36 protein-coding genes are annotated in these 21,732 nt (G+C 67.9%); 35 read left to right on the plus strand and 1 reads right to left on the minus strand.

All coding sequences use genetic code 11. The annotated features are described in order from the left end of the window. From DLJ49_RS16985 to rplQ, 28 genes are all read left to right on the plus strand, one after another. Window positions 1–112, plus strand: a 112-nt coding sequence (locus DLJ49_RS16985; protein WP_147277330.1) for an EF-Tu C-terminal domain-related protein, incomplete at its 5' end; no start/stop codon positions are given. A 143-nt stretch (window positions 113–255) separates the two neighbouring features. Further along, window positions 256–567 carry a 30S ribosomal protein S10 gene (rpsJ, locus tag DLJ49_RS16990; protein WP_115394798.1) on the plus strand — a complete coding sequence of 104 codons (312 nt, stop codon included), beginning with the start codon at window positions 256–258 and terminating at the stop codon, window positions 565–567. Between the two features lie 8 nt (window positions 568–575). Next, on the plus strand, window positions 576–1,439 hold the full coding sequence (gene rplC / locus DLJ49_RS16995) for a 50S ribosomal protein L3 (RefSeq protein WP_115394799.1): 864 nt from the start codon (window positions 576–578) through the stop codon (window positions 1,437–1,439). A 1-nt stretch (window position 1,440) separates the two neighbouring features. Then, on the plus strand, window positions 1,441–2,061 hold the full coding sequence (gene rplD / locus DLJ49_RS17000) for a 50S ribosomal protein L4 (protein ID WP_115394747.1): 621 nt from the start codon (window positions 1,441–1,443) through the stop codon (window positions 2,059–2,061). Next, complete coding sequence (locus DLJ49_RS17005; protein WP_115394748.1) at window positions 2,058–2,354, plus strand: 50S ribosomal protein L23; 297 nt, start codon at window positions 2,058–2,060, stop codon at window positions 2,352–2,354. Before rplD ends, DLJ49_RS17005 begins: the two co-directional genes overlap by 4 nt. A 108-nt stretch (window positions 2,355–2,462) precedes the next feature. Then, window positions 2,463–3,305, plus strand: a complete 843-nt coding sequence (gene rplB / locus DLJ49_RS17010) for a 50S ribosomal protein L2 (protein ID WP_115394749.1) — start codon at window positions 2,463–2,465, stop codon at window positions 3,303–3,305. A gap of 2 nt (window positions 3,306–3,307) precedes the next feature. Further along, on the plus strand, window positions 3,308–3,586 hold the full coding sequence (gene rpsS, locus DLJ49_RS17015) for a 30S ribosomal protein S19 (RefSeq protein ID WP_115394750.1): 279 nt from the start codon (window positions 3,308–3,310) through the stop codon (window positions 3,584–3,586). Window positions 3,587–3,589: 3 nt separating this feature from the next. After that, window positions 3,590–3,970: a 50S ribosomal protein L22 gene (gene rplV, locus DLJ49_RS17020; RefSeq protein WP_115394751.1), complete on the plus strand. Its 381-nt coding sequence runs from the start codon at window positions 3,590–3,592 to the stop codon at window positions 3,968–3,970. Next, window positions 3,970–4,683: a 30S ribosomal protein S3 gene (gene rpsC, locus DLJ49_RS17025; protein ID WP_115394752.1), complete on the plus strand. Its 714-nt coding sequence runs from the start codon at window positions 3,970–3,972 to the stop codon at window positions 4,681–4,683. The genes rplV and rpsC overlap by 1 nt, the downstream gene beginning before the upstream one ends. Window positions 4,684–4,695: 12 nt before the next feature. Beyond that, window positions 4,696–5,109, plus strand: coding sequence for a 50S ribosomal protein L16 (gene rplP / locus DLJ49_RS17030; RefSeq protein WP_115394753.1), 414 nt, complete (start codon window positions 4,696–4,698; stop codon window positions 5,107–5,109). A gap of 181 nt (window positions 5,110–5,290) precedes the next feature. After that, window positions 5,291–5,506, plus strand: coding sequence for a 50S ribosomal protein L29 (gene rpmC, locus DLJ49_RS17035; protein WP_115394754.1), 216 nt, complete (start codon window positions 5,291–5,293; stop codon window positions 5,504–5,506). 4 nt (window positions 5,507–5,510) lie between these two features. Further along, a complete protein-coding gene (gene rpsQ, locus DLJ49_RS17040; RefSeq protein ID WP_115394755.1) occupies window positions 5,511–5,810 on the plus strand; it encodes a 30S ribosomal protein S17 in 300 nt (99 codons plus the stop codon). 67 nt (window positions 5,811–5,877) lie between these two features. Then, the gene (gene rplN / locus DLJ49_RS17045) at window positions 5,878–6,246 is read left to right on the plus strand and encodes a 50S ribosomal protein L14 (protein WP_011567679.1); all 369 of its coding nucleotides are present in this window, start codon (window positions 5,878–5,880) and stop codon (window positions 6,244–6,246) included. Continuing rightward, on the plus strand, window positions 6,246–6,560 hold the full coding sequence (gene rplX, locus DLJ49_RS17050; RefSeq protein ID WP_115394756.1) for a 50S ribosomal protein L24: 315 nt from the start codon (window positions 6,246–6,248) through the stop codon (window positions 6,558–6,560). The genes rplN and rplX overlap by 1 nt, the downstream gene beginning before the upstream one ends. Next, entirely contained in the window at window positions 6,553–7,116 is a 564-nt protein-coding gene (rplE, locus tag DLJ49_RS17055) for a 50S ribosomal protein L5 (RefSeq protein ID WP_115394757.1), read from the plus strand. Before rplX ends, rplE begins: the two co-directional genes overlap by 8 nt. A gap of 16 nt (window positions 7,117–7,132) precedes the next feature. Next, window positions 7,133–7,438, plus strand: a complete 306-nt coding sequence (gene rpsN / locus DLJ49_RS17060; protein WP_115394758.1) for a 30S ribosomal protein S14 — start codon at window positions 7,133–7,135, stop codon at window positions 7,436–7,438. Window positions 7,439–7,451: 13 nt separating this feature from the next. Further along, window positions 7,452–7,844, plus strand: coding sequence for a 30S ribosomal protein S8 (rpsH, locus tag DLJ49_RS17065; RefSeq protein WP_115394759.1), 393 nt, complete (start codon window positions 7,452–7,454; stop codon window positions 7,842–7,844). Window positions 7,845–7,855: 11 nt separating this feature from the next. After that, the gene (gene rplF / locus DLJ49_RS17070; protein ID WP_115394760.1) at window positions 7,856–8,389 is read left to right on the plus strand and encodes a 50S ribosomal protein L6; all 534 of its coding nucleotides are present in this window, start codon (window positions 7,856–7,858) and stop codon (window positions 8,387–8,389) included. Window positions 8,390–8,400: 11 nt separating this feature from the next. Next, window positions 8,401–8,760 carry a 50S ribosomal protein L18 gene (rplR, locus tag DLJ49_RS17075; RefSeq protein ID WP_115394761.1) on the plus strand — a complete coding sequence of 120 codons (360 nt, stop codon included), beginning with the start codon at window positions 8,401–8,403 and terminating at the stop codon, window positions 8,758–8,760. Window positions 8,761–8,889: 129 nt separating this feature from the next. Continuing rightward, complete coding sequence (rpsE, locus tag DLJ49_RS17080; RefSeq protein ID WP_115394762.1) at window positions 8,890–9,477, plus strand: 30S ribosomal protein S5; 588 nt, start codon at window positions 8,890–8,892, stop codon at window positions 9,475–9,477. Between the two features lie 12 nt (window positions 9,478–9,489). After that, window positions 9,490–9,678 carry a 50S ribosomal protein L30 gene (gene rpmD, locus DLJ49_RS17085; RefSeq protein WP_115394763.1) on the plus strand — a complete coding sequence of 63 codons (189 nt, stop codon included), beginning with the start codon at window positions 9,490–9,492 and terminating at the stop codon, window positions 9,676–9,678. Window positions 9,679–10,034: 356 nt separating this feature from the next. Next, complete coding sequence (gene rplO, locus DLJ49_RS17090; RefSeq protein WP_115394764.1) at window positions 10,035–10,508, plus strand: 50S ribosomal protein L15; 474 nt, start codon at window positions 10,035–10,037, stop codon at window positions 10,506–10,508. Window positions 10,509–10,608: 100 nt separating this feature from the next. Further along, window positions 10,609–11,985, plus strand: coding sequence for a preprotein translocase subunit SecY (gene secY, locus DLJ49_RS17095; RefSeq protein ID WP_115394765.1), 1,377 nt, complete (start codon window positions 10,609–10,611; stop codon window positions 11,983–11,985). Then, complete coding sequence (locus DLJ49_RS17100) at window positions 11,982–12,632, plus strand: adenylate kinase (protein WP_115394766.1); 651 nt, start codon at window positions 11,982–11,984, stop codon at window positions 12,630–12,632. The genes secY and DLJ49_RS17100 overlap by 4 nt, the downstream gene beginning before the upstream one ends. A 180-nt stretch (window positions 12,633–12,812) precedes the next feature. Continuing rightward, on the plus strand, window positions 12,813–13,181 hold the full coding sequence (gene rpsM, locus DLJ49_RS17105; RefSeq protein WP_115394767.1) for a 30S ribosomal protein S13: 369 nt from the start codon (window positions 12,813–12,815) through the stop codon (window positions 13,179–13,181). Between the two features lie 12 nt (window positions 13,182–13,193). Further along, complete coding sequence (gene rpsK, locus DLJ49_RS17110) at window positions 13,194–13,586, plus strand: 30S ribosomal protein S11 (RefSeq protein WP_115394768.1); 393 nt, start codon at window positions 13,194–13,196, stop codon at window positions 13,584–13,586. A gap of 118 nt (window positions 13,587–13,704) precedes the next feature. After that, window positions 13,705–14,721, plus strand: a complete 1,017-nt coding sequence (locus DLJ49_RS17115) for a DNA-directed RNA polymerase subunit alpha (protein WP_115394769.1) — start codon at window positions 13,705–13,707, stop codon at window positions 14,719–14,721. 110 nt (window positions 14,722–14,831) lie between these two features. Then, on the plus strand, window positions 14,832–15,251 hold the full coding sequence (rplQ, locus tag DLJ49_RS17120) for a 50S ribosomal protein L17 (protein WP_115394770.1): 420 nt from the start codon (window positions 14,832–14,834) through the stop codon (window positions 15,249–15,251). Window positions 15,252–15,308: 57 nt separating this feature from the next. Here the strand turns inward: rplQ and DLJ49_RS17125 are convergent, their stop codons facing one another. Continuing rightward, window positions 15,309–15,521 carry a hypothetical protein gene (locus DLJ49_RS17125; protein ID WP_115394771.1) on the minus strand — a complete coding sequence of 71 codons (213 nt, stop codon included), beginning with the start codon at window positions 15,519–15,521 and terminating at the stop codon, window positions 15,309–15,311. 66 nt (window positions 15,522–15,587) lie between these two features. On the opposite strand from DLJ49_RS17125, the gene DLJ49_RS17130 reads away from it, so the two are divergent. The 7 genes from DLJ49_RS17130 (at window position 15,588) to DLJ49_RS17160 (ending at window position 21,730) form a co-directional block, all read left to right on the plus strand. After that, window positions 15,588–16,199, plus strand: a complete 612-nt coding sequence (locus DLJ49_RS17130; protein WP_115394772.1) for an autoinducer binding domain-containing protein — start codon at window positions 15,588–15,590, stop codon at window positions 16,197–16,199. Window positions 16,200–16,267: 68 nt separating this feature from the next. Next, window positions 16,268–16,858 carry an acyl-homoserine-lactone synthase gene (locus tag DLJ49_RS17135; protein WP_115394773.1) on the plus strand — a complete coding sequence of 197 codons (591 nt, stop codon included), beginning with the start codon at window positions 16,268–16,270 and terminating at the stop codon, window positions 16,856–16,858. Window positions 16,859–16,956: 98 nt separating this feature from the next. Further along, a complete protein-coding gene (locus DLJ49_RS17140; RefSeq protein WP_115394774.1) occupies window positions 16,957–18,300 on the plus strand; it encodes a replication-associated recombination protein A in 1,344 nt (447 codons plus the stop codon). 15 nt (window positions 18,301–18,315) lie between these two features. Further along, a complete protein-coding gene (crcB, locus tag DLJ49_RS17145) occupies window positions 18,316–18,693 on the plus strand; it encodes a fluoride efflux transporter CrcB (protein WP_115394775.1) in 378 nt (125 codons plus the stop codon). Further along, window positions 18,690–19,730, plus strand: a complete 1,041-nt coding sequence (locus tag DLJ49_RS17150; protein WP_115394776.1) for an RluA family pseudouridine synthase — start codon at window positions 18,690–18,692, stop codon at window positions 19,728–19,730. The genes crcB and DLJ49_RS17150 overlap by 4 nt, the downstream gene beginning before the upstream one ends. Next, window positions 19,727–20,473, plus strand: coding sequence for an ATP12 family chaperone protein (locus DLJ49_RS17155; RefSeq protein WP_115394777.1), 747 nt, complete (start codon window positions 19,727–19,729; stop codon window positions 20,471–20,473). The genes DLJ49_RS17150 and DLJ49_RS17155 overlap by 4 nt, the downstream gene beginning before the upstream one ends. A 237-nt stretch (window positions 20,474–20,710) precedes the next feature. Further along, complete coding sequence (locus tag DLJ49_RS17160) at window positions 20,711–21,730, plus strand: amino acid ABC transporter substrate-binding protein (protein WP_115394778.1); 1,020 nt, start codon at window positions 20,711–20,713, stop codon at window positions 21,728–21,730. Window positions 21,731–21,732: the final 2 nt, after the last annotated feature.

Consider the following 21,732-nt stretch of genomic DNA (forward strand, 5'->3'; position numbering starts at 1 on the left):
CTTCACCGTCGAGCTGATCGCGCCGATCGCCATGGAGGAGAAGCTGCGCTTCGCCATCCGCGAGGGCGGCCGCACCGTCGGCGCCGGCGTCGTCTCGAAAATCATCGAGTGATCGCGCGCGGATGACGCTTTCGGGCGGGCCCGATGCGCCCGCCCGCGCAGGACAAGAACGCGGCCCGACGTGGGGGCGGATGCGCCGCACTCCACCTCTCGGCCGAAACGGCCCGCCCGCCGGGTCAGACAAGGCGACGACAGATGCAAAGCCAGAATATCCGCATCCGGCTGAAGGCGTTCGACTACCGCGTGCTCGACGCGAGCACCCAGGAGATCGTCAACACGGCCAAGCGGACGGGTGCGCAGGTGCGCGGCCCCATTCCGCTGCCGAACAAGATCGAGAAGTTCACCGTGCTCCGCGGCCCCCACGTGGACAAGAAGAGCCGCGACCAGTGGGAGATCCGCACCCACAAGCGCCTGCTCGACATTGTCGACCCCACGCCGCAGACCGTCGACGCTCTGATGAAGCTCGACCTCGCGGCCGGCGTCGACGTCGAGATCAAGCTGAACTGAGGGAGGCCCTGATGCGCACGGGAGTGATCGCCCGCAAGGTGGGCATGACGCGCCTCTTCATGGAAGACGGCAAGCAGGTGCCGGTGACGGTGCTGCAACTCGACGGCTGCCAGGTCGTCGCCCAGCGCACGCCCGAGCGCGACGGCTACACGGCCGTCCAGCTCGGCGCGGGCGCCGCCAAGGCCAAGCGCACGACCCAGGCGATGCGCGGCCACTTTGCCGCCGCCAAGGTTGCGCCGAAGCGCAAGATGGCCGAGTTCCGCGTGGCGCCCGAGAACCTGATCGGCGTGGGCGAGGAGATCACCGCCGATCACTACTTCGAGGGCCAGTTCGTCGACGTGTCGGGCACCTCGATCGGCAAGGGCTTTGCCGGTGCGATGAAGCGGCACAATTTCGGCGGCCTGCGCGCCAGCCACGGCGTCTCGATCAGCCACCGCAGCCACGGCTCGACCGGCCAGTGCCAGGACCCCGGCAAGGTGTTCAAGGGCAAGAAGATGGCGGGCCACATGGGCGCCGCCCGCGTGACCACGCAGAACCTGCAGGTCGTCCGCACGGACGCCGAGCGCGGCATCATCATGGTCAAGGGCGCGGTCCCGGGCTCCAAGGGTGGCTGGGTCACGATCAAGGACGCCGTGAAGAAGCCCGCGCCCGACAACCTGATCCTGCCCGCCGCGTTGAAATCGGCCGCCGAAGAGGCGGCGCGCCAGGCCGAGGAAGCCGCGCGCCAGGCCGAGGAAGAGGCGAAGGCCGCCGAGGAGGCGCGTCTCGCCGAGGAGGCCGCGGCGCAGGACGAGGCGCTGATGGAGGCCGAGGCCGACATCCAGGCCGACAAGGCCGACGGCGGCGACACCGACAAGAAGGAAGGCGAGTGACATGAAACTCGACGTCATCACGCTCGATGGCGGCAAGGGCGAGGCGGTGGAGCTCTCCGACGAGATCTTCGGCCTCGAGCCCCGCGCCGACATCCTGCACCGGGTCGTCCGCTGGCAGCGCGCCCGTGCCCAGGCCGGCACGCACAAGGTAAAGACGCGCTCGGAGACCAGCTATTCGAGCAAGAAGATCTATCGTCAGAAGGGCACCGGCAACGCCCGGCACGGCGACCGCAACGCGCCGATCTTCCGCAAGGGCGGCATCTACAAGGGCCCCGTCCCGCGCAGCCACGCGCACGACCTGCCCAAGAAGATCCGCAAGCTGGGGCTGAAATACGCGCTGTCCGCCAAGGCGGCCGAGGGCAAGATCGTCGTGATCGACGCCGCCGAACTGCCCGAGGCCAAGACCAGGGCGCTGGCCGGAAAGCTCAAGGATCTCGGCTGGAAGCGCGCCCTCGTCATCGACGGCGCCGAGGTGCAGGAGAACTTTGCCCGCGCCGCCGCCAACATCGAGGGGATCGACGTGCTGCCCTCGATGGGCGCCAACGTGATGGACATCCTCAAGCGTGACACGCTCGTGCTCACGAAGGCGGGTGTCGAAGCTCTGGAGGCCCGCCTGAAATGAGCGCGAAGCCCGAACATTACGACGTGATCCGAAAGCCCGTGATCACCGAGAAGGCGACGATGGCCTCCGAGGCGGGAGCGGTCGTCTTCGAGGTCGCGATCGGCGCGACGAAGCCCCAGGTGAAGGAAGCGATCGAGGCGCTGTTCGGCGTCAAGGTCAAGGCGGTGAACACCACCATCACCAAGGGCAAGCGCAAGCGCTTCCGCGGGATTCGCGGCGTGCGCAAGGACGTGAAGAAGGCCTACGTGACCCTGGAAGAGGGCAACACGATTGACGTGACCACGGGCCTTTAATACACGGCTGCATCTCGCGCGGCCCCGGGGTGACCGGGGCCGTCGCTTTTCGAGCCCATCCTGCCCGCGACGCACCGTCCGGGCCCAGCCAAACGGAAGACAGAAAGCATGGCACTCAAGTCGTACAATCCGACGACGCCTGGCCAGCGCGGGCTGGTTCTGATCGACCGTTCGGAGCTTTGGAAAGGCCGCCCCGTCAAGTCCCTCACCGAGGGCCTGACCAAGAAGGGCGGCCGGAACAACACCGGACGGATCACCGCACGCCGGCGTGGCGGCGGCGCCAAGCGCCTCTACCGCATCGTCGATTTCAAGCGTCGCAAGCGCGACATGCCCGCGACGGTCGAGCGGATCGAGTACGATCCCAACCGCACCGCCTTCATCGCGCTGATCCGCTACCAGGACGGCGAGCAGAGCTACATCCTTGCGCCGCAGCGCCTCGCGGTGGGCGACAAGGTGGTTGCCGGCGACAAGGTCGACGTGAAGCCGGGCAACGCGATGCCGTTTTCGGGCATGCCGATCGGCACGATCGTCCACAACATCGAGATGAAGCCGGGCAAGGGCGGCCAGATCGCCCGCGCGGCGGGTACCTACGCCCAGTTCGTCGGCCGTGACGGCGGCTACGCCCAGATCCGCCTCTCGTCGGGCGAGCTGCGCATGGTCCGTCAGGAATGCCTGGCGACCATCGGCGCCGTGTCGAACCCCGACAACAGCAACCAGAACTTCGGCAAGGCGGGCCGCACCCGCCACCAGGGCAAGCGCCCCGCCGTGCGCGGCGTCGTGATGAACCCGATCGACCACCCCCATGGCGGCGGTGAGGGCCGCACGAGCGGCGGCCGTCACCCGGTCACGCCGTGGGGCAAGCCCACCAAGGGCCACCGCACGCGCGATACCAACAAGGCCAGCCAGAAGCTCATCCTGCGCTCGCGCCACGCTCGGAAGAAGGGTCGGTAATCATGTCACGCTCTGTCTGGAAGGGCCCCTTCGTCGATGCCTACGTTCTGAAGAAGGCGGAAAAGGCGCGCGAGTCGGGCCGCAACGACGTCATCAAGATCTGGTCGCGCCGCTCGACCATCCTGCCGCAATTCGTCGGCCTCACCTTCGGCGTCTACAACGGGCACAAGCATGTTCCCGTGAACGTCTCCGAGGACATGATCGGCCAGAAGTTCGGTGAGTACGCGCCCACGCGCACCTACTATGGCCACGCCGCCGACAAGAAAGCCAAGAGGAAGTAAGCCATGGGCAAGGAGAAGAATCCCCGCCGCGTGGCGGACAACGAGGCCATGGCCAAGGTTCGCATGCTGCGCACCTCGCCGCAGAAGCTCAACCTCGTGGCAGCCATGATCCGCGGCAAGAAGGTCGAGAAGGCTCTGACCGACCTGACGTTTTCCAAGCGCCGCATCGCCGTCGACGTCAGGAAGTGCCTGCAATCGGCCATCGCCAACGCCGAGAACAACCACGGGCTGGACGTCGACGAACTGGTGGTCGCCGAGGCTTATGTCGGCAAGAACCTGGTGATGAAGCGGGGCCGTCCCCGCGGGCGCGGCCGGTTCGGCCGCATCAACAAGCCGTTCGCCGAACTGACGATCAAGGTCCGCGAAGTCGAGGAGACGGTCTGATGGGTCACAAGGTCAACCCCGTCGGCATGCGCCTCCAGGTCAACCGGACCTGGGACAGCCGCTGGTACGCCGACACCAAGGATTACGGAAACCTGCTGCTCGAGGATGTCGCGATCCGCGATTTCATCGAGAAGGAGGCCAAGCAGGCCGGCGTTTCGAAGATCATCATCGAGCGCCCTCACCGGAAGTGCCGCGTGACCATCCACACGGCGCGGCCCGGCGTGATCATCGGCAAGAAGGGCGCCGACATCGAGGTGCTGCGCAAGAAGCTCGCCAAGATGACGGACAGCGAGCTGCACCTCAACATCGTCGAGGTGCGCAAGCCCGAGCTCGACGCCGCGCTGGTGGCCGACAGCATCGCACAACAGCTCGAGCGGCGGGTCAGCTTCCGCCGTGCGATGAAGCGCGCGGTGCAGAACGCCATGCGCATGGGCGCGCTCGGCATTCGGGTCAACGTCGCCGGCCGCCTCGGTGGCGCCGAGATCGCCCGGACGGAGTGGTATCGCGAGGGCCGCGTGCCGCTGCACACCCTGCGGGCCGACATCGACTACGCGCTCAAGGAGGCCAAGACGCCTTACGGGATCATCGGGGTCAAGGTCTGGATCTTCAAGGGCGAGATCATGGAGCACGATCCCTCGGCGCGCGACCGCCGCGCGCAGGAGATCCAGGACGGTCCGGCCCCGCGCGGTGGCGGCGGCCGCCGCGACCGCTAAGGAGTAGAGAAGATGCTGCAACCCAAGCGCACGAAGTTCCGCAAACAGCACAAGGGTCGGATCAAGGGCGAGGCCAAGGGCGGCACCGAACTGAATTTCGGCACCTACGGGCTGAAGGCGACCACCCCCGACCGGATCACCGCGCGCCAGATCGAGGCGGCGCGCCGTGCCATGACGCGCCACATGAAGCGTCAGGGCCGGGTGTGGATCCGCATCTTCCCCGATGTGCCCGTCACGTCGAAGCCTACCGAGGTCCGCATGGGCAAGGGCAAGGGGTCGGTCGATTTCTGGGCGGCGCGGGTCAAGCCGGGCCGGATCATGTTCGAGATCGATGGCGTGTCCGAGGCGATCGCCCAGGAGGCGCTTCGCCTCGCCGCGATGAAGCTGCCGATCAAGTCGCGCGTCGTCGTGCGCGAAGACTGGTAACGCCGCACGCGGTCGGTCGACAGGCTCTTCGACCTGCAGGGCCGAGGCGCGCGTCATGCGCAGGCTTGCCAGCCGGCCCGCGAAGGACTAAGGGAGCGGCTCACTCACCGCTCCACCGGACTCAGGGTGACCCCGCAGCAACGGGCAGGGGCCCTCCGGTGTATGACAAGGGAACAAGGCGATGAACGTCACCGAACTGCGAGACAAGACGCCGGACGAGCTGCGCGAGCAGCTCACCCAGCTCAAGAAGGAAAGCTTCAACCTGCGCTTCCAGAAGGCGACCGGCCAGATGGAGAACACGGCGCGCATGCGGCAGGTGCGCCGTGACACCGCGCGCGTGCTGACCGTTCTGAACGAGAAGGCGCGCGGCGGCGCGGCCGAGGCGCAGGAGGCCTGAGACCATGCCGAAGAGAATCCTTCAGGGCGTCGTCACCTCGACGCAGAACGCTCAGACCGTCACCGTCTCGGTCGAGCGCCGCTTCACGCACCCGGTTCTGAAGAAGACGATCCGAAAATCCAAGAAGTATCGCGCCCACGACGGCGCGGACGAATACAAGGTCGGCGATGTCGTCCGCATCATCGAATGCGCGCCGAAATCGAAAACGAAACGCTGGGAAGTTATCGCCTCGCGCAGCGCCTCGATGGAGTGGGTGCCGGCGCAGGGCCATGCCGCGGATGCGGAAGCGGCGGGCGCCGCGTAACATTCCGGTTTGATCGAAACCCTGGGGCACCGCGGATCGGGCGTCCCCAAAGGTCGGGAGAAACCACATGATCCAGATGCAGACGAATCTGGATGTCGCTGACAATTCCGGCGCGCGCCGGGTGCAGTGCATCAAGGTTCTCGGCGGCTCCAAGCGGAAATACGCCTCCGTGGGCGACATCATCGTGGTGTCGGTCAAGGAGGCGATCCCGCGTGGCCGCGTGAAGAAGGGCGACGTGCGCAAGGCCGTCGTCGTGCGCACCGCCAAGGAAGTGCGCCGCGAGGACGGAACCGCGATCCGCTTCGACCGGAACGCCGCCGTCATCCTCAACAACAACAACGAGCCGATCGGCACCCGCATCTTCGGGCCGGTGGTGCGCGAGTTGCGCGCCAAGAACTTCATGAAGATCATTTCGCTCGCCCCGGAGGTGCTCTGATGGCCGCGAAACTCAAGAAGGGTGACAAGGTGATCGTGCTGGCCGGCAAGGACAAGGGAAAGACCGGCGAGATCGTGTCGGTCGATCCCAAGGCCGGCCGCGCGATCGTCGACGGCGTCAACATGGCCGTCCGGCACCAGCGCCAGACGCAGAACAGCCAAGGCGGCCGCGTGCCCAAGGCGATGCCGATCGACTTGTCGAACCTCGCGTTCGTCGACGCGAACGGCAAGCCGACGCGGGTCGGCTTCAGGTTGACCGACGAGGGCAGGAAGGTCCGCTACGCCAAGACGACGGGGGACGTGATCGATGCTTGACGCCACCGACTACACCCCGCGCCTGCGCTCGCTCTACCGCGAGACGATCAAGCCCGCGATGAAGGAGGAGTTCGGCTACGCCAACGATCTCATGATCCCGCGGCTCGACAAGATCGTGCTCAATATCGGCGCCGGCGCCGAGAGCGTGCGCGACAGCAAGAAGGCCAAGAGCGCGCAGGAGGATCTCACCAGGATCGCCGGCCAGCAGGCCGTGGTCACCCGCGCCAAGCGGTCGATCGCCGGCTTCCGCGTGCGCGAGGACATGCCGCTCGGCGCCAAGGTCACCCTGCGCAGCGACCGCATGTACGAGTTCCTCGACCGCCTGATCACCGTCGCGCTGCCGCGCGTCCGCGACTTCCGCGGCGTGAAGGGCACCGCCTTCGACGGCCGCGGCAACTACGCCATGGGCATCAAGGAACACATCGTCTTCCCCGAGATCGACTACGACAAGGTCGACGAGGTCTGGGGCATGGACATCATCATCTGCACCACCGCCAAGACGGATGCGGAAGCCAAGGCGCTGTTGAAGCACTTCAACATGCCGTTCAACAGCTGAGCCGGGGAACAGGATCATGGCAAAGAAAGCAATGGTCGAGCGCGAGCAGAAACGGCAGAAGCTCGTGCAGCGCTACGCCGCAAAGCGGCAGGCGCTCAAGGACATCGCCAACGACGACAGCCGCCCGATGGAAGAACGGTTCAAGGCCCGGCTGAAGCTCGCCCAGCTGCCGCGCAACTCGTCGCCCACGCGCCTGCATAACCGCTGCCAGATCAGCGGGCGCCCCAAGGCGTATTACCGCAAGCTGAAGATCAGCCGGATTGCCCTGCGCGACCTTGCGTCCGAGGGGCAGATCCCGGGCATGGTCAAGTCGAGCTGGTGAGGGAGGACACGACATGAACGATCCTCTCGGAGACATGCTCACCCGGATCCGCAACGCGCAGATGCGGGGCAAGTCCACCGTCCGCACGCCGGCGTCGAAGGTCCGGGCCTGGGTGCTCGACGTGCTCGCGGCCGAAGGCTACATCCGCGGCTACGAGAAGGTGAGCGGTGCCGACGGCCACCCCGAGCTCGAAATCGCTCTGAAATACTACGAGGGCCAGCCCGTGATCCGCGAGCTGCGCCGCGTGTCGAAGCCCGGGCGCCGGGTCTATACCGGCGCGACCGAGATTCCCGCCGTCAGGCAGGGCCTCGGCGTGTCGATCGTGTCGACCTCGAAGGGCGTGATGTCGGATGCCGCCGCACGCCAGGCGAATGTCGGCGGCGAAGTGCTCTGCCAGGTATTCTGAGGAGGGACGAGATGAGCCGCATCGGAAAGAGACCGGTCGAGCTGCCCTCCGGCGTGACCGCCGAGGTGCAGGGACAGACCGTCGAGGTGAAGGGACCGAAGGGTGCCCGCTCCTGGACGGCGACCGACGACGTGACCATCGCGCTGGACGACGGCGCCATCACGGTCAAGCCGCGGGGCGAGAGCAAGCGCGCCCGCCAGCAATGGGGCATGTCGCGCACCAACATCGCCAATCTCGTGCAGGGCGTGACGGACGGCTTCAAGAAAGAGCTCGAGATCCAGGGCGTTGGCTACCGTGCCCAGATGCAGGGCAACACCCTGAAGCTGAACCTCGGGCTGTCGCACGAGGTCGATTTCCCGGTGCCGGAGGGGGTGACGATCACCTGCCCCAAGCCGACCGAGATCGTGATCGAGGGCGCCAACGAGCAGCATGTCGGCCAGGTCGCGGCGAATATCCGCGACTGGCGGCGGCCCGAGCCGTACAAGGGCAAGGGCATCCGCTACAAGGGCGAGTTCATCTTCCGCAAGGAAGGCAAGAAGAAGTAAGGGCGTATCAGATGGGTCTGAGCAAGAGAGAGTTGTTCCAGAAGCGCCGTCTGCGCGTCCGGAACAAGCTGCGCAAGGTCAATGCGGGGCGTCCCCGCCTCTCGGTCCACCGCAGCAACAAGAACATCAGCGTGCAGCTGATCGACGACGTGGAAGGCCGGACGCTGGCCTCCGCTTCGACGATGGAGAAGGATCTGGGGTTCCTCGGCAAGAACAACGCCGACGCGGCCACCAAGATCGGCCAGACCATCGCCGAGCGCGCGAAGAAGGCGGGCGTGGACGAGTGCTACCTCGACCGCGGCGGCTTCCGCTACCACGGCACGGTCAAGGCGCTGGCGGACGCGGCGCGCGAGGGCGGGCTGCGGCTCTGACCGCCGCGGCATGAACAGGGCAGGCGGCGCCGCGGCGTCGCCTCGATGATCGGGGGGGCGCCCCGCCACGGGCGGCCCACTACGATCGGTCTAACCGGCGTCGAGGCGCCGCAGGAAAGGATGCCGCTCATGGCACGAGAACCGCAGGACAGGGGTGGCCGCGGCCGCGGGCGCGACCGCGACGAGGCCCCCGAATTCGCCGACCGGCTGGTCGCCATCAACCGGGTGTCGAAGACCGTCAAGGGCGGCAAGCGCTTCGGCTTCGCCGCGCTGGTCGTCGTGGGCGACCAGAAGGGCCGTGTCGGCTTCGGCAAGGGCAAGGCCAAGGAAGTGCCCGAGGCGATCCGCAAGGCCACCGAGCAGGCCAAGCGCGGCATGATGCGGGTGCCCCTGCGCGAGGGCCGCACGCTGCACCACGACGTCGAAGGCCATCACGGCGCCGGCAGGGTCATCATGCGCACCGCGCCCCAGGGCACGGGCATCATCGCCGGCGGCCCGATGCGCGCCGTCTTCGAGATGCTCGGGGTGCAGGACGTCGTCGCGAAGTCGAACGGCAGCCAGAACCCCTACAACATGATCCGCGCCACCCTCGACGGGCTGCGCAACCAGTCGAGCCCCCGCCAGGTCGCGCAGCGGCGCGGCAAGAAAGTGGCCGACATCCTCCGCAAGGACGACCAGCCCAAGGCCGAGGCCGAGACGGCCGGCGCCGAGGCGTAAGGAGAGCGAACCATGGCCAAGACCATCGTCGTCAAGCAGATCGGCTCGCCGATCCGCCGCCCGGCCGACCAGCGCCAGACGCTGATCGGCCTGGGCCTGAACAAGATGCACCGCACCCGCGAACTGGAGGACACGCCCTCGGTCCGCGGGATGATCCGCAAGATCCCGCACCTCGTCGAGATCGTCGAGGAGCGCGGCTGACGCCTCCTGGGCGCCGGTGGACCGGTGCGCCTGCCGGTGTCGCGGGCCAGTGCCAGCCGCGCCGGGCCGGAACACAAGGCCCGCTGTGCGGCCATTGCGGACACCGTCCTCGGGGATTTCGAGGGCCTGCCGGATCTTGACGCCCCGCCGATTGCATTGCGCAACGCCATGCCCGTCTGAGCGGTCGAAGCGGTAGACGACAGCGGTCGTCAGGTCGGTCCTTGCAGGCCGCGCGCGCAGGCGCTAAGGGCTTGGGCCTGCGAAAACCGGAGGGTTTGCCCTGCCGGTAGCGTTCATCATGCCGAGGTCGGTACCATCTCGCTTCGGGGGCCGCATCCGGCGAAAGGAGAAGCGACATGAAACTGAACGAACTGGCGCCCGCCCCGGGCTCCGCCCCCAGGAAGAAGCGGATCGCGCGCGGCCCGGGCTCCGGCAAGGGCAAGACCGCCGGGCGCGGCATCAAGGGTCAGAAGAGCCGCTCGGGCGTGGCGATCAACGGCTACGAGGGCGGCCAGATGCCGCTCTACCAGCGGCTGCCGAAGCGCGGCTTCAACAAGCCCAACCGCAAGCAGTATTCGGTGGTGAATCTGGGCCTGATCCAGAAATTCATCGATGCCGGCAAGATCGACGCGGGCCAGCCGATCACCGAGGACGCGCTCGTGGCGTCGGGCCTCGTGCGGCGCAAGCGCGACGGCGTTCGCGTGCTCGCCAAGGGCGAGTTCACCGCGAAGGTGACGCTCGACGTGACGGGCGCCTCGCAAGCGGCCGTCAAGGCGGTCGAGGACGCAGGCGGCGCGATCACGGTCCAGGCGGCGCCGGCGGCCGGCTGACAGGTTGTGCCGGGCGCGCGCCCGGCTTACATCGCCCATGTCTTCGCGCCGCCGACCGGGGACCGGTTCGGCGGCGCACCCATGAAGAGAGACCGCTCACATGGCATCCGCAGCAGAGCAGATGGCGGCCAACCTCAGCTGGGGCGCGCTGGGGCGCGCCACCGAGCTCCGCCAGCGCATCCTCTACACTCTCGGCCTTCTGATCGTTTACCGCCTCGGCACCTACATCCCGGTGCCCGGGATCGACGGCGATGCGCTGCGAGAGTTCATGGACCAGGCGGCGGCCGGCCTCGGCGGGGTGCTGTCGATGTTCACGGGCGGCGCGCTCGGCCGCATGGGCATCTTCGCCCTCGGCATCATGCCCTACATCTCTGCCTCGATCATCGTGCAGCTGATGACGGCGATGGTGCCCAAGCTCGAGCAGCTCAAGAAGGAGGGCGAGCAGGGCCGCAAGAAGATCAACCAGTACACGCGCTACGGCACGGTGCTGCTGGCCACCTTCCAGGCCTACGGGCTCGCGGTGAGCCTCGAGGCAGGCGGCCTCGTCTCCGACCCCGGCTGGTTCTTCCGCGCGGCGTGCGTCATCACCCTGGTGGGCGGCACGATGTTCCTGATGTGGCTGGGCGAACAGATCACCGCGCGCGGCATCGGCAACGGTATCTCGCTGATCATCTTCGTGGGCATCATCGCCGAGCTTCCGGCAGCGCTCGCGCAGTTCTTCGAGCAGGGCCGCACCGGGGCGCTGTCGCCGGCGGCGACCGTGGGGGTGATCGTCATGCTGCTGGCGACGCTCACTTTCGTGGTGTTCATGGAGCGGTCCCTGCGCAAGATCCACATCCAGTATCCGCGCCGTCAGGTGGGGATGAAGGTCTATGACGGCGGCTCGAGCCACCTGCCGATCAAGGTGAACCCGGCTGGGGTGATCCCGGCGATCTTCGCTTCGTCGCTGCTGCTGTTGCCGACCACGCTCAGCACCTTCTCGGGGGGGCAGTCGGGGCCGGTGATGTCGACGATCATGGCCTATTTCGGGCCGGGGCAGCCGCTCTACCTGTTGTTCTTCGGCGGCATGATCGTCTTCTTCACCTACTTCTACACGCTCAACGTGAGCTTCAAGGTCGACGACGTCGCCGACAACCTGAAGAACCAGAGCGGGTTCATTCCCGGCATCCGGCCGGGCAAGAAGACGGCGGAATACCTCGAATACGTCACCACGCGGATCCTGGTGCTCGGCTCGGCCTACCTGGCGCTCGTCTGCCTCATCCCCGAGATGATCCGTGCCGAGCTGGCCATCACGGCCTATTTCGGCGGCACGTCGATCCTCATCATCGTGTCGGTCGGCATGGACACGGTGCAGCAGATCCAGTCGCACCTGCTCGCGCATCAGTATGAGGGCCTCATCGAGAAGTCCCAGCTGCGCGGCAAGAAGAGGGGAGGCGCCGCGAAGGCCGGCGCAAGGAAGGGGCCGGCACGGCGATGAACATCATTCTTCTGGGGCCGCCGGGGGCGGGCAAGGGCACGCAGGCGCGACGGCTCGTCGAGGCGCGCGGCATGCAGCAACTCTCGACCGGAGACATGCTGCGCGAGGCGCGCAGTTCGGGCACCGAGATGGGCAAGCGCGTCGCCGACGTGATGGATCGGGGCGAACTGGTGACCGACGAGATCGTCATCGGCCTGATCGAGGAGAAGCTCACACACGATCATCCGCCGGGCGGCTTCATCTTCGACGGCTTCCCGCGCACGCTGCCCCAGGCCGACGCGCTTGGCGAGTTGCTGACCAAGCACGGCCAGCAGGTCGACGCCGTGATCGAGATGCAGGTCGACGACGAGGCCCTCGTCACCCGTATCGCCGGCCGCGCCACCTGCGCGGGCTGCGGCGAGGTCTACAACGACACGCTGCGCCCGATCCCGGCCGACGGCGCGTGCGGAAAATGCGGTGGAACCGAGTTCAAGCGCCGGGCGGACGACAACGAGGAGAGCCTTCGCCAGCGGTTGATGGAATACTACAAGAAGACGTCTCCGCTGGTGGGCTATTACTATGCCAAGGGGCAGCTTCACCGGGTAGACGGGCTGGCGGAGATCGATGCCGTCAGCGGGGCCATCGCGAAAGTGCTTGACAAGGTGTGACCACCCCTTGACCGCAGGGGCGATCGCCCGTAGCACACCGCCTCTGGAAAGAATCGACCCCTCCCCTTGACCCGCGCCCGGGCGAGGGTGCGTCCCGGACCCGGTGGCGCCCCCGCTGCCGGGCCAGTGTTGTGAAAAAAGGTTCTGGCATTACGGAACCGCAACCGAAGGAACCCACTCTTGGCACGAATCGCTGGCGTCAACATCCCCACGGGCAAGCGCATTCCCATTGCGCTGACCTACATCCACGGCATCGGGCAAAGCGCCGCCCGCACGATCTGCGAGACCGTCGGCGTCGACCCGGCAAAGCGCGTCAACGAACTGTCCGACGCCGAGGTGTTGTCGATCCGCGAGCACATCGACCAGAACTTCACCGTCGAGGGCGACCTGCGCCGCGAGGTGCAGATGAACATCAAGCGGCTGATGGACCTGGGCTGCTACCGCGGGCTGCGCCACCGCCGCAACCTGCCCGTCCGCGGCCAGCGCACGCACACCAACGCGCGCACCCGCAAGGGCCCCGCCAAGCCCATCGCCGGCAAGAAGAAATAAGGAGAGGTCGTCATGGCTCGTGATACCCGCCGCCGCCCGGCCCGCAAGGTCTCCAAGAACATCGCCGCCGGCGTGGCACATGTGAATTCGTCGTTCAACAATACCAAGATCCTGATTTCCGACGTCCAGGGCAACGCGATTGCCTGGTCCTCGGCCGGCACGATGGGCTTCAAGGGCTCGCGGAAGTCCACGCCCTACGCCGCCCAGCTCGCCGCCGAGGATGCCGGGCGCAAGGCGCAGGAGCACGGGATGAAGACGCTCGAGGTCGAGGTTCAGGGGCCGGGCTCGGGCCGCGAGAGTGCGCTGCGGGCGCTCGCGGCCGTCGGCTTCAACATCACGGCCATCCGCGACGTGACCCCCATCGCCCATAACGGTTGCCGCCCGCCGAAACGACGCCGGGTCTGACCGCGAGGGATTGCCACTTCGGCGCCGTGCCCGCTCCGGGCGCGGCGCACCGCTTTTCGATCCTCGGGTGTTCGGCGCTTCATGGACATGGGCGCCGGACTGGAATGGAGGCACCTACATGATCCACAAGAACTGGCAGGAACTGATCAAGCCCACGCAGCTCGTGGTCAAGCCGGGTCACAACCCGGCACGGCAGGCGACCGTGATCGCCGAGCCGCTCGAGCGGGGCTTCGGCCTGACCCTCGGCAATGCCGTGCGGCGGGTCCTCCTGTCCTCGCTGCAGGGCGCTGCGGTCACTTCGGTCCAGATCGACAACGTGCTCCACGAGTTCAGCTCGGTGCCCGGTGTCCGCGAGGATGTGACCGACATCGTGCTCAATCTCAAGCAGGTCGCCCTGCGGATGGAGGTCGACGGGCCCAAGCGGCTGTCGATCTCGGCCAAGGGGCCCGGCGCCGTCACCGCCGGCGACATCTCGGAATCCGCGGGGATCGAGGTGCTGAACCGCGACCATGTGATCTGCCACCTCGACGAAGCCGCGGACGTCTACATGGAACTGACGGTCAACATCGGCAAGGGTTACGTCGCAGCCGACCGGAACCGCCCCGAGGACGCGCCGATCGGCCTTATCCCGATCGACGCGATCTACTCGCCGGTGAAGAAGGTCAGCTACGACGTGCAGCCGACCCGCGAAGGGCAGGTGCTCGACTACGACAAGCTGACGATGAAGGTGGAGACCGACGGTTCGGTCAGCCCCGAGGACGCGGTGGCCTATGCCGCGCGCATCCTGCAGGATCAGCTGTCGATCTTCGTGAACTTCGATGAGCCGGAGAGCGCCACACGGGCCGAGGACGACGGCGACCTCGAGTTCAACCCGCTGCTCCTGAAGAAGGTGGACGAACTCGAGCTTTCGGTGCGCTCGGCCAACTGCCTGAAGAACGACAACATCGTCTATATCGGCGACCTGATCCAGAAGACCGAGGCCGAGATGCTGCGCACGCCGAACTTCGGCCGCAAGTCGCTGAACGAGATCAAGGAGGTGCTCTCGGGCATGGGCCTGCATCTGGGCATGGATGTCGAGGAATGGCCGCCCGAGAACATCGAGGACCTCGCCAAGAAGTTCGAGGAGCAGTTCTGAGGGGGGTGGGCGAGCCGCCCACCTTTCCCGCCCCGGGCGATCCTGCCCCACCAAGGTGAGAGGGCCGCGCGCATGGCCCCCCGGACAAAGCATGAATTAGGAGAGAGAAGATGCGTCACGCCCGCGGATACCGCCGCCTCAACCGCACCCACGAGCACCGAAAGGCGCTTTTTTCCAATATTGCCGGCTCGCTGATCGAGCATGAGCAGATCAAGACCACCTTGCCCAAGGCCAAGGAGCTCAAGCGCATCGCCGACAAGCTGATCACGCTGGCCAAGCGCGGCGACCTGCACGCGCGCCGGCAGGCCGCCGCGCGCCTCAAGCAGGACGCGCACGTGGCCAAGCTGTTCGACGTGCTCGGGCCCCGCTACGCCGAGCGTCAGGGCGGCTATGTCCGCGTGCTCAAGGCCGGCTTCCGCTATGGCGACATGGCTCCGATGGCCATCGTCGAGCTGGTCGACCGCGACCCCGACGCCAAGGGTGCCGCCGACCGTGCCCGCGAGGCGGAAGCGGAGGCCGCCGAAGAGTGACCACGTCGCCCCGCGCTGCGTGAAGCATGGGAAAAGGGGGCCGCGAGGCCCCCTTTTTCATGCGTGTTCGGGCTCGGTCGTGGCCCGGCGGGCCTCGACTGCGGCGCGCTTGTGCTTCTGGTGTGCGGTCAGAATCAGCATATCGACCTGGCGGGCGCTGACGGGCGTGCCGCCGAGGAACTCCAGCAGGTCCATGCGCGCCGCTTGCGGCAATGCCATGATGCGCGCAAACTGCTCCGGTCGGATGGGACGCACGGAAAACCCCTCCAAGTATAGCTCCTTCAGGTATGTTCAATTTACGGTTGACCGCCTGACAGGCAACTAGTCTAAAAGGTCATGTCTCAGCGGAACGCGATCGAGGTGGAACTGGACACGCTGAAGGAGCTGGCGCCCGCCGGCTACCTTCTGGCGCTGCACATCCGGTTCGCTGCCCCCCTCGTGAAGTTCCAGACGTACAGACAGGACTGGATCGACCATTACACCGCGCAGGCCTACCAGCTGCGCGACCCGATGGTTGCCTGGGGGTTTACGGAGGAGGGGGCCACGCGTTGGTCGACGCTGGGCGTTCCCGATCCGTTCGGCATACTTAAGGAAGCGGCTGACTACGGCATGCCCTACGGGGCCTGTGTCGCCTGCGGCCCGATCGCGTCACGCTCGATCTGCGGGTTCGCCCGTGCGGACCGAGAGTTCACCGACGACGAGATCGCAGAGTTGCAGGAGATCGTGCGCCGTCTGCATGCCATCACCGAACCGCCCGAGAGCCTGACCCAGGCCCAGAAGGATGCCTTGCGCCTGATCGCAGCAGGGGATCGTCACGCGGCCGCGGCGGCCAAACTCGGGATTTCGGAAAGCGCGTTGAAGGCACGGCTTTCCTCGGCTCGTCAGCGCCTGATGGCGCGCACGACGGCCGAGGCGCTTCAGCGCGCACAAGAGTACCGTCTGTTGTAGGTGAAGGTCCACTGACTGCTCTCGCGCTGGCTCGGTTTCACCCACCACCAACCAGCAGGAGAGTGACCATGGAAGCCACGACCCTTTCGTTCGAGAACCTTCACAACCATGGCGAGTTGTTCGCCAATCTGCTTCGCGCCAGGCGGCAGTCCTTCATCGAGAAGAACAAGTGGGATCTGCCCGAGGCACTCGGCATGGAGTACGATCAGTACGACACGCCGGCCTCGCGCTGGGTCGCCGTGCATGACCAGGCCGGAACCGTGCTGGCCGGCATCCGCCTGACGCCCACCACGGCGCGCTGCGGCATCTACACCTACATGATCCGCGACGCGCAGCGCGGCCTGCTCGACTCGATCCCGCAGGATCTGCTCTATGTCGAGGCGCCGGTCGCCGACCATGTGTGGGAGTCGAGCCGCGTCTTCGTCAGCTCGGCCTGCCCGGCACGCGATCGCAGGCGCGTGCATCTCAGCCTCATGCACGAGATGAGCCGCGCGGCGCGCGACCTCGGCGCGGCCCAGCTCCTCGGCCTGATCCCCGCCAACTGGCCGCGCTGGGCCCCGCGCTGCGGGCTCAACGCGGCCGCGGCGGGCCGGGTGATGGAGATCGACGGCATCGCCAACCAGTGCGTGTCGATCGACCTGACGGCAAAGCTCCACTGACGCCCGCGCGAGGGGGGGACAGCGCCACGGGGGCCGCCCGGCACAGGGCGGGCGGCCCGCCGCTTTCAACCGACCTGCCGGGGGCCTAGATTGGGCCGATGCAGGACCTCTTCGACCCATCGCCGCAACGGCCCGCGCCCGACACCGCTTCGGAGGCCGCAACCCGGCCGCTGGCCGACCGCCTGCGTCCGACGCGACTCTCCGAGGTGATCGGGCAGGGGCACCTGCTCGGCCCCGAGGCCCCGCTCGGCGCGATGCTGGCGGCGGGGCGGCTGTCGTCGCTGATCCTGTGGGGGCCGCCGGGCGTGGGAAAGACCACGATCGCAAGGCTCCTGGCCGACGAGACCGATCTCGCCTTCGTGCAGATCTCGGCCATCTTCACCGGCGTGCCCGACCTGCGAAAGGTCTTCGAGGCGGCGAAGCACCGGCGCGTCAACGGGCGCGGCACGCTTCTGTTCGTCGACGAGATCCACCGCTTCAACAAGGCCCAGCAGGACGGCTTCCTCCCCCACATGGAGGACGGGACGATCGTGCTGGTGGGCGCCACCACCGAGAACCCGAGCTTCGAGTTGAACGCGGCCGTGCTGTCGCGTGCCCAAGTTCTGGTGTTGCACCGGCTCGATACCGAGGCGCTCGAGGCGCTGCTGGAGCGCGCCGAGGCAGAGCTCGGGCGCCCCCTGCCGCTGACGGGCGAGGCCCGCGCCGCGTTGATCGGCATGGCCGACGGCGACGGGCGTGCGCTTCTGAATCTCGTCGAGCACGTGGCGGACCACGCGGGGCCGCCGCTCGACGCGAGCGCCCTCGCCGCCCGGTTGACCCGACGCGCGGCGCAGTACGACAAGACCGGCGACGCGCATTACAACCTCATATCGGCGCTGCACAAATCCGTGCGCGGCTCCGACCCCGACGCGGCGCTCTACTGGCTGGCGCGGATGCTGAAAGGCGGCGAGGATCCGCGCTACCTCGCCCGGCGGATCACCCGCATGGCGGTGGAGGATATAGGGCTGGCCGACCCGGCCGCGCAGCGCCACTGCCTCGATGCCTGGGCCACCTACGAGCGGCTCGGCTCGCCCGAGGGTGAGCTGGCGCTGGCCCAGGCGGTGCTCTACCTCGCGCTCGCGCCCAAGTCGAACGCGGCCTACACCGCCTACAAGGCGGCGATGTCGGCCGCCGGCAAGACGGGCTCGGAGCCGCCGCCCAAGCACATCCTCAACGCGCCGACGCGGCTGATGAAGGAGCAGGGCTACGGCGCGGGCTACGCCTACGACCACGACGCCGAGGATGCCTTCTCGGGCCAGGACTATTTCCCCGACGGGATGGCACGCGAAAGCTATTACGACCCGGTCGACCGCGGCTTCGAGCGCGACCTGCGCAAGCGGGTGGAGTATTTCGGGCGGCTGCGCGCGCGGCGGCACGGCAAGTTGACAGGCGACGAGGGCTGAGCCATTGGCGCGGCCATGCTCGGCTCGCTCCTCCAGGTGGCCTTGGGCGGCGCGCTCGGCGCCTCGGCCCGCCATCTCGTCAATGTCTCGGTCATGCGCGCGCTCGGCCCCGGCTTTCCGTGGGCGACGATGGCGGTGAACGTGGCCGGTTCGTTGCTGATGGGCGCGCTCGTGGTATGGCTTGCGAAGCGTGGCGGGCAGCACTGGGCGCCGTTCCTGATGACGGGCGTGCTGGGGGGCTTCACCACGTTCTCGGCCTTCTCGCTGGACGTGGCGACGCTCTACGAGCGCGGAGAAGTGGCCGCTGCCGCGGGCTACGCCGTCGGTTCGGTCGTGCTGTCGGTCGGTGCGCTCTTCGCCGGGATGTGGCTGATGCGGGTGGGGATGGCATGAGCGGAGTGCAGACTCTCACCGTGGGCGCGGGCGAGGGCGATCAGCGGCTCGACCGGTGGTTTCGCCGCCGCTTTCCGCACGTTCCGCAGGGGCGCGTCGAGAAGATGTGCCGCAAGGGCGAGATCAGGGTCGACGGCGGCAGGGTGAAGCCCGCCACGCGCGTGGCCGAGGGGCAATCGGTGCGGGTGCCGCCCCTGCCCGACGACGCGCCGCCGCCCCCCGATCGACCTCGCGTGTCGGAGCGGGACTCGGAGATGATGCGTGCCGCCGTGCTCTGGCGCGACGACCACCTGATCGCGCTCAACAAGCCGCCCGGCCTGCCCAGCCAGGGCGGCTCGGGGCAGGGCGCGCGCCACGTCGACGCGCTGGCCGAGGCGCTTCGGTTCGGTGCCGGCGACAAGCCGCGCCTCGTGCATCGGCTCGACAAGGACACATCGGGCGTACTGCTGCTCGCCCGCTCCCGCGCGGCGGCCGATGCGCTGGCGAAGGCCCTCCGCGCGAAGGAGACGCGCAAGATCTACTGGGCCGCCTGCGCCGGCGTGCCCGCGCCCCGGATGGGCACGATCCGCTACGGGCTGGTCAAGGCGGGCGGCGACCGCGAGAAGATGATCTGCCTCCATCCCGACGAGGTGGAGCGCACGCGCGATGCCAGGCGGGCGACGACCGACTACGCCGTGCTCGAGGCCGCGGGCGGGCGGCTGTCATGGGTGGCGCTCGTGCCGGTGACCGGGCGCACCCACCAGTTGCGTGCGCACATGGCCGAGATCGGCCACCCGATCCTCGGCGACGGCAAGTATGGCGGCTCGGCGCAGGAGAATGTAGGCGACGGCTGGGGCGCGGGCGCAGGCGGGGCGCTCTCGCGCAAGCTGCACCTGCACGCCCGCTCGCTCGCACTCACCCACCCGGTCACGGGCGCGCGCCTGCACGTCACGGCGCCGCTGCCCGAGCACATGGCCCGCACCTGGGAGGTGCTCGACTGGCGGCCGGCCGACGTTCCTGCCGACCCCTTCCTCGACGATCGAGAGACGACGCGATGACCGAATGGGCCCTCAAGCGGTTCTGGACGGAGGCACGCGCCGAGCCGGGCGAGGGCGGCTGGGCTGTCCTGCTCGACGGCCGCCCCGTGCACACGCCCGCCCGTGCGCCCCTGCTCCTGCCCACCGAGGCGCTGGCCGAGGCCGTGGCGGCCGAGTGGCAGGCGCAGGAGGGCGAGGTGCAGCCGGGCCTGATGCCCCTCACGCGCGCGGCCAACTCCGCGCTCGACAAGGTCGTGCTGCAGGCGGGGGCGGTGGCCGACATGCTGATCGAGTACGGCGACACCGACCTCTTGTGCTACCGCGCCGAGACGCCGGAGGAGCTGGCCGCCGCGCAGGCCGAGGCGTGGGATCCCCTGCTCGACTGGGCGCGCTCGGCGCTGGGCGCCCCGCTGGTGGCGACCGCCGGCGTCATCCATGTCGACCAGCCGGAGCGCGCCCGTGCCGGCCTGAGGGCCGCGGTCGCGGGGCAGGACGCCTTCGCGCTCACGGCGCTGCACGATCTGGTGACGCTGTCGGGCTCGCTCGTGATCGGGCTCGCCGCGCAGCAGGGCGTGCTGCCTGCCGAGGAGCTGTGGATTCGTTCGCGCGTCGACGAGCACTGGCAGGAAAGCCAGTGGGGCCGCGACGCCGAAGCCGCCCGCATGGAAGAGGCCCGGCGGGCAGATTTTCTCGTTGCGTCAGCCTTTCATTTTCTCTCGCGCCGGCCCGCTCGACAGGGCGAGGCCGACAAGCCTGCCCGATAAGTCGGCGGGCGGCCACCATTCCGCACAAGGGGTGGGCACGGCCCGACTCGGGCAGCAAGTCCAGCGATCTGTCGTTGCGCAGGGCCAGACCAGCCTTGACCTTGATGCGGTGTTTTGCCCAATGTTGCGGCGTTGAGGGAAGGGGGCTGCGCTCGTCTGCCGCTGCGTAAGGGGGGCGGATACCCCCTCATTGCGAAAACGCCCGCTTGCCGGGCGAACCATCAGGAAGAGGTAAACATGAAGAAATCCGTTCTCGCGAGCGCCGTAGCCGCGACTGCCATCGCCGCCGCCGGCATGGCGTCGGCCCAGACGCTGCAACAGGTGCAGGATCGGGGCGTGCTCAACTGCGGCGTGAATACCGGCCTCGTGGGCTTCGCCGCCCCCAACGCGGAAGGCGAGTGGGAAGGCTTCGACGTTGCGGTGTGCCGTGCCGTCGCCGCCGCCGTGCTCGGCGATCCGTCGTCGGTCGAGTTCGTGTCGACCACCGGCAAGACGCGCTTCACCGCGCTGGCCTCGGGCGAGGTCGACATGGTTTCGCGCAACACGACCTGGACCTTCACGCGCGACAACGACCTGAAGTTCGAGTTCGTCGGCATCAACTACTACGACGGCCAGGGCTTCATGGTTCCCCGGGCGCTGGGCGTGAGCTCGGCGACCGAGCTCGACGGTGCCACCGTCTGCATCCAGACCGGCACCACGACCGAGCTGAACCTCGCGGACTTCTTCCGCGCCAACAACATGAACTACGACCCGGTGCCGATCGAGACGAACGCCGAGGCGCAGCAGCAGTACCTCGCCGGCGCGTGCGACGTGTACACGACCGACATGTCGGGCCTCGCGGCGACCCGTGCCACGTTCGAGGCGCCGGGCGACCACGTGCTCCTTCCCGAGGTCATCTCGAAGGAGCCGCTCGGACCGCTCGTGCGCCATGGAGACAACGAGTGGGGCGACATCGTGCGCTGGACGCTCAACGGCCTGATCGCGGCCGAAGAGTACGGCATCACGTCGGCCAACATCGACGAACTCGCCCAGGGGACCAACAACCCCGAGATCAACCGGATGCTCGGCACCGAGGGCAACTTCGGCGAGATCCTTGGACTGGAATCCGACTGGCTGGTCAACGCGCTGAAGGCCGGCGGCAATTACGGCGAGATCTTCGAGCGTCACATCGGCGAGAGCACCCCGATCGGTCTGGCGCGCGGTCTCAACGCGCAGTGGACCGATGGCGGCCTGATGTACTCGCCGCCGTTCCGCTGATC

Origin of the sequence: Rhodovulum sp. 12E13 (assembly GCF_003340565.1) — a bacterium.
Classification (GTDB): Bacteria; Pseudomonadota; Alphaproteobacteria; order Rhodobacterales; family Rhodobacteraceae; genus HLUCCA09.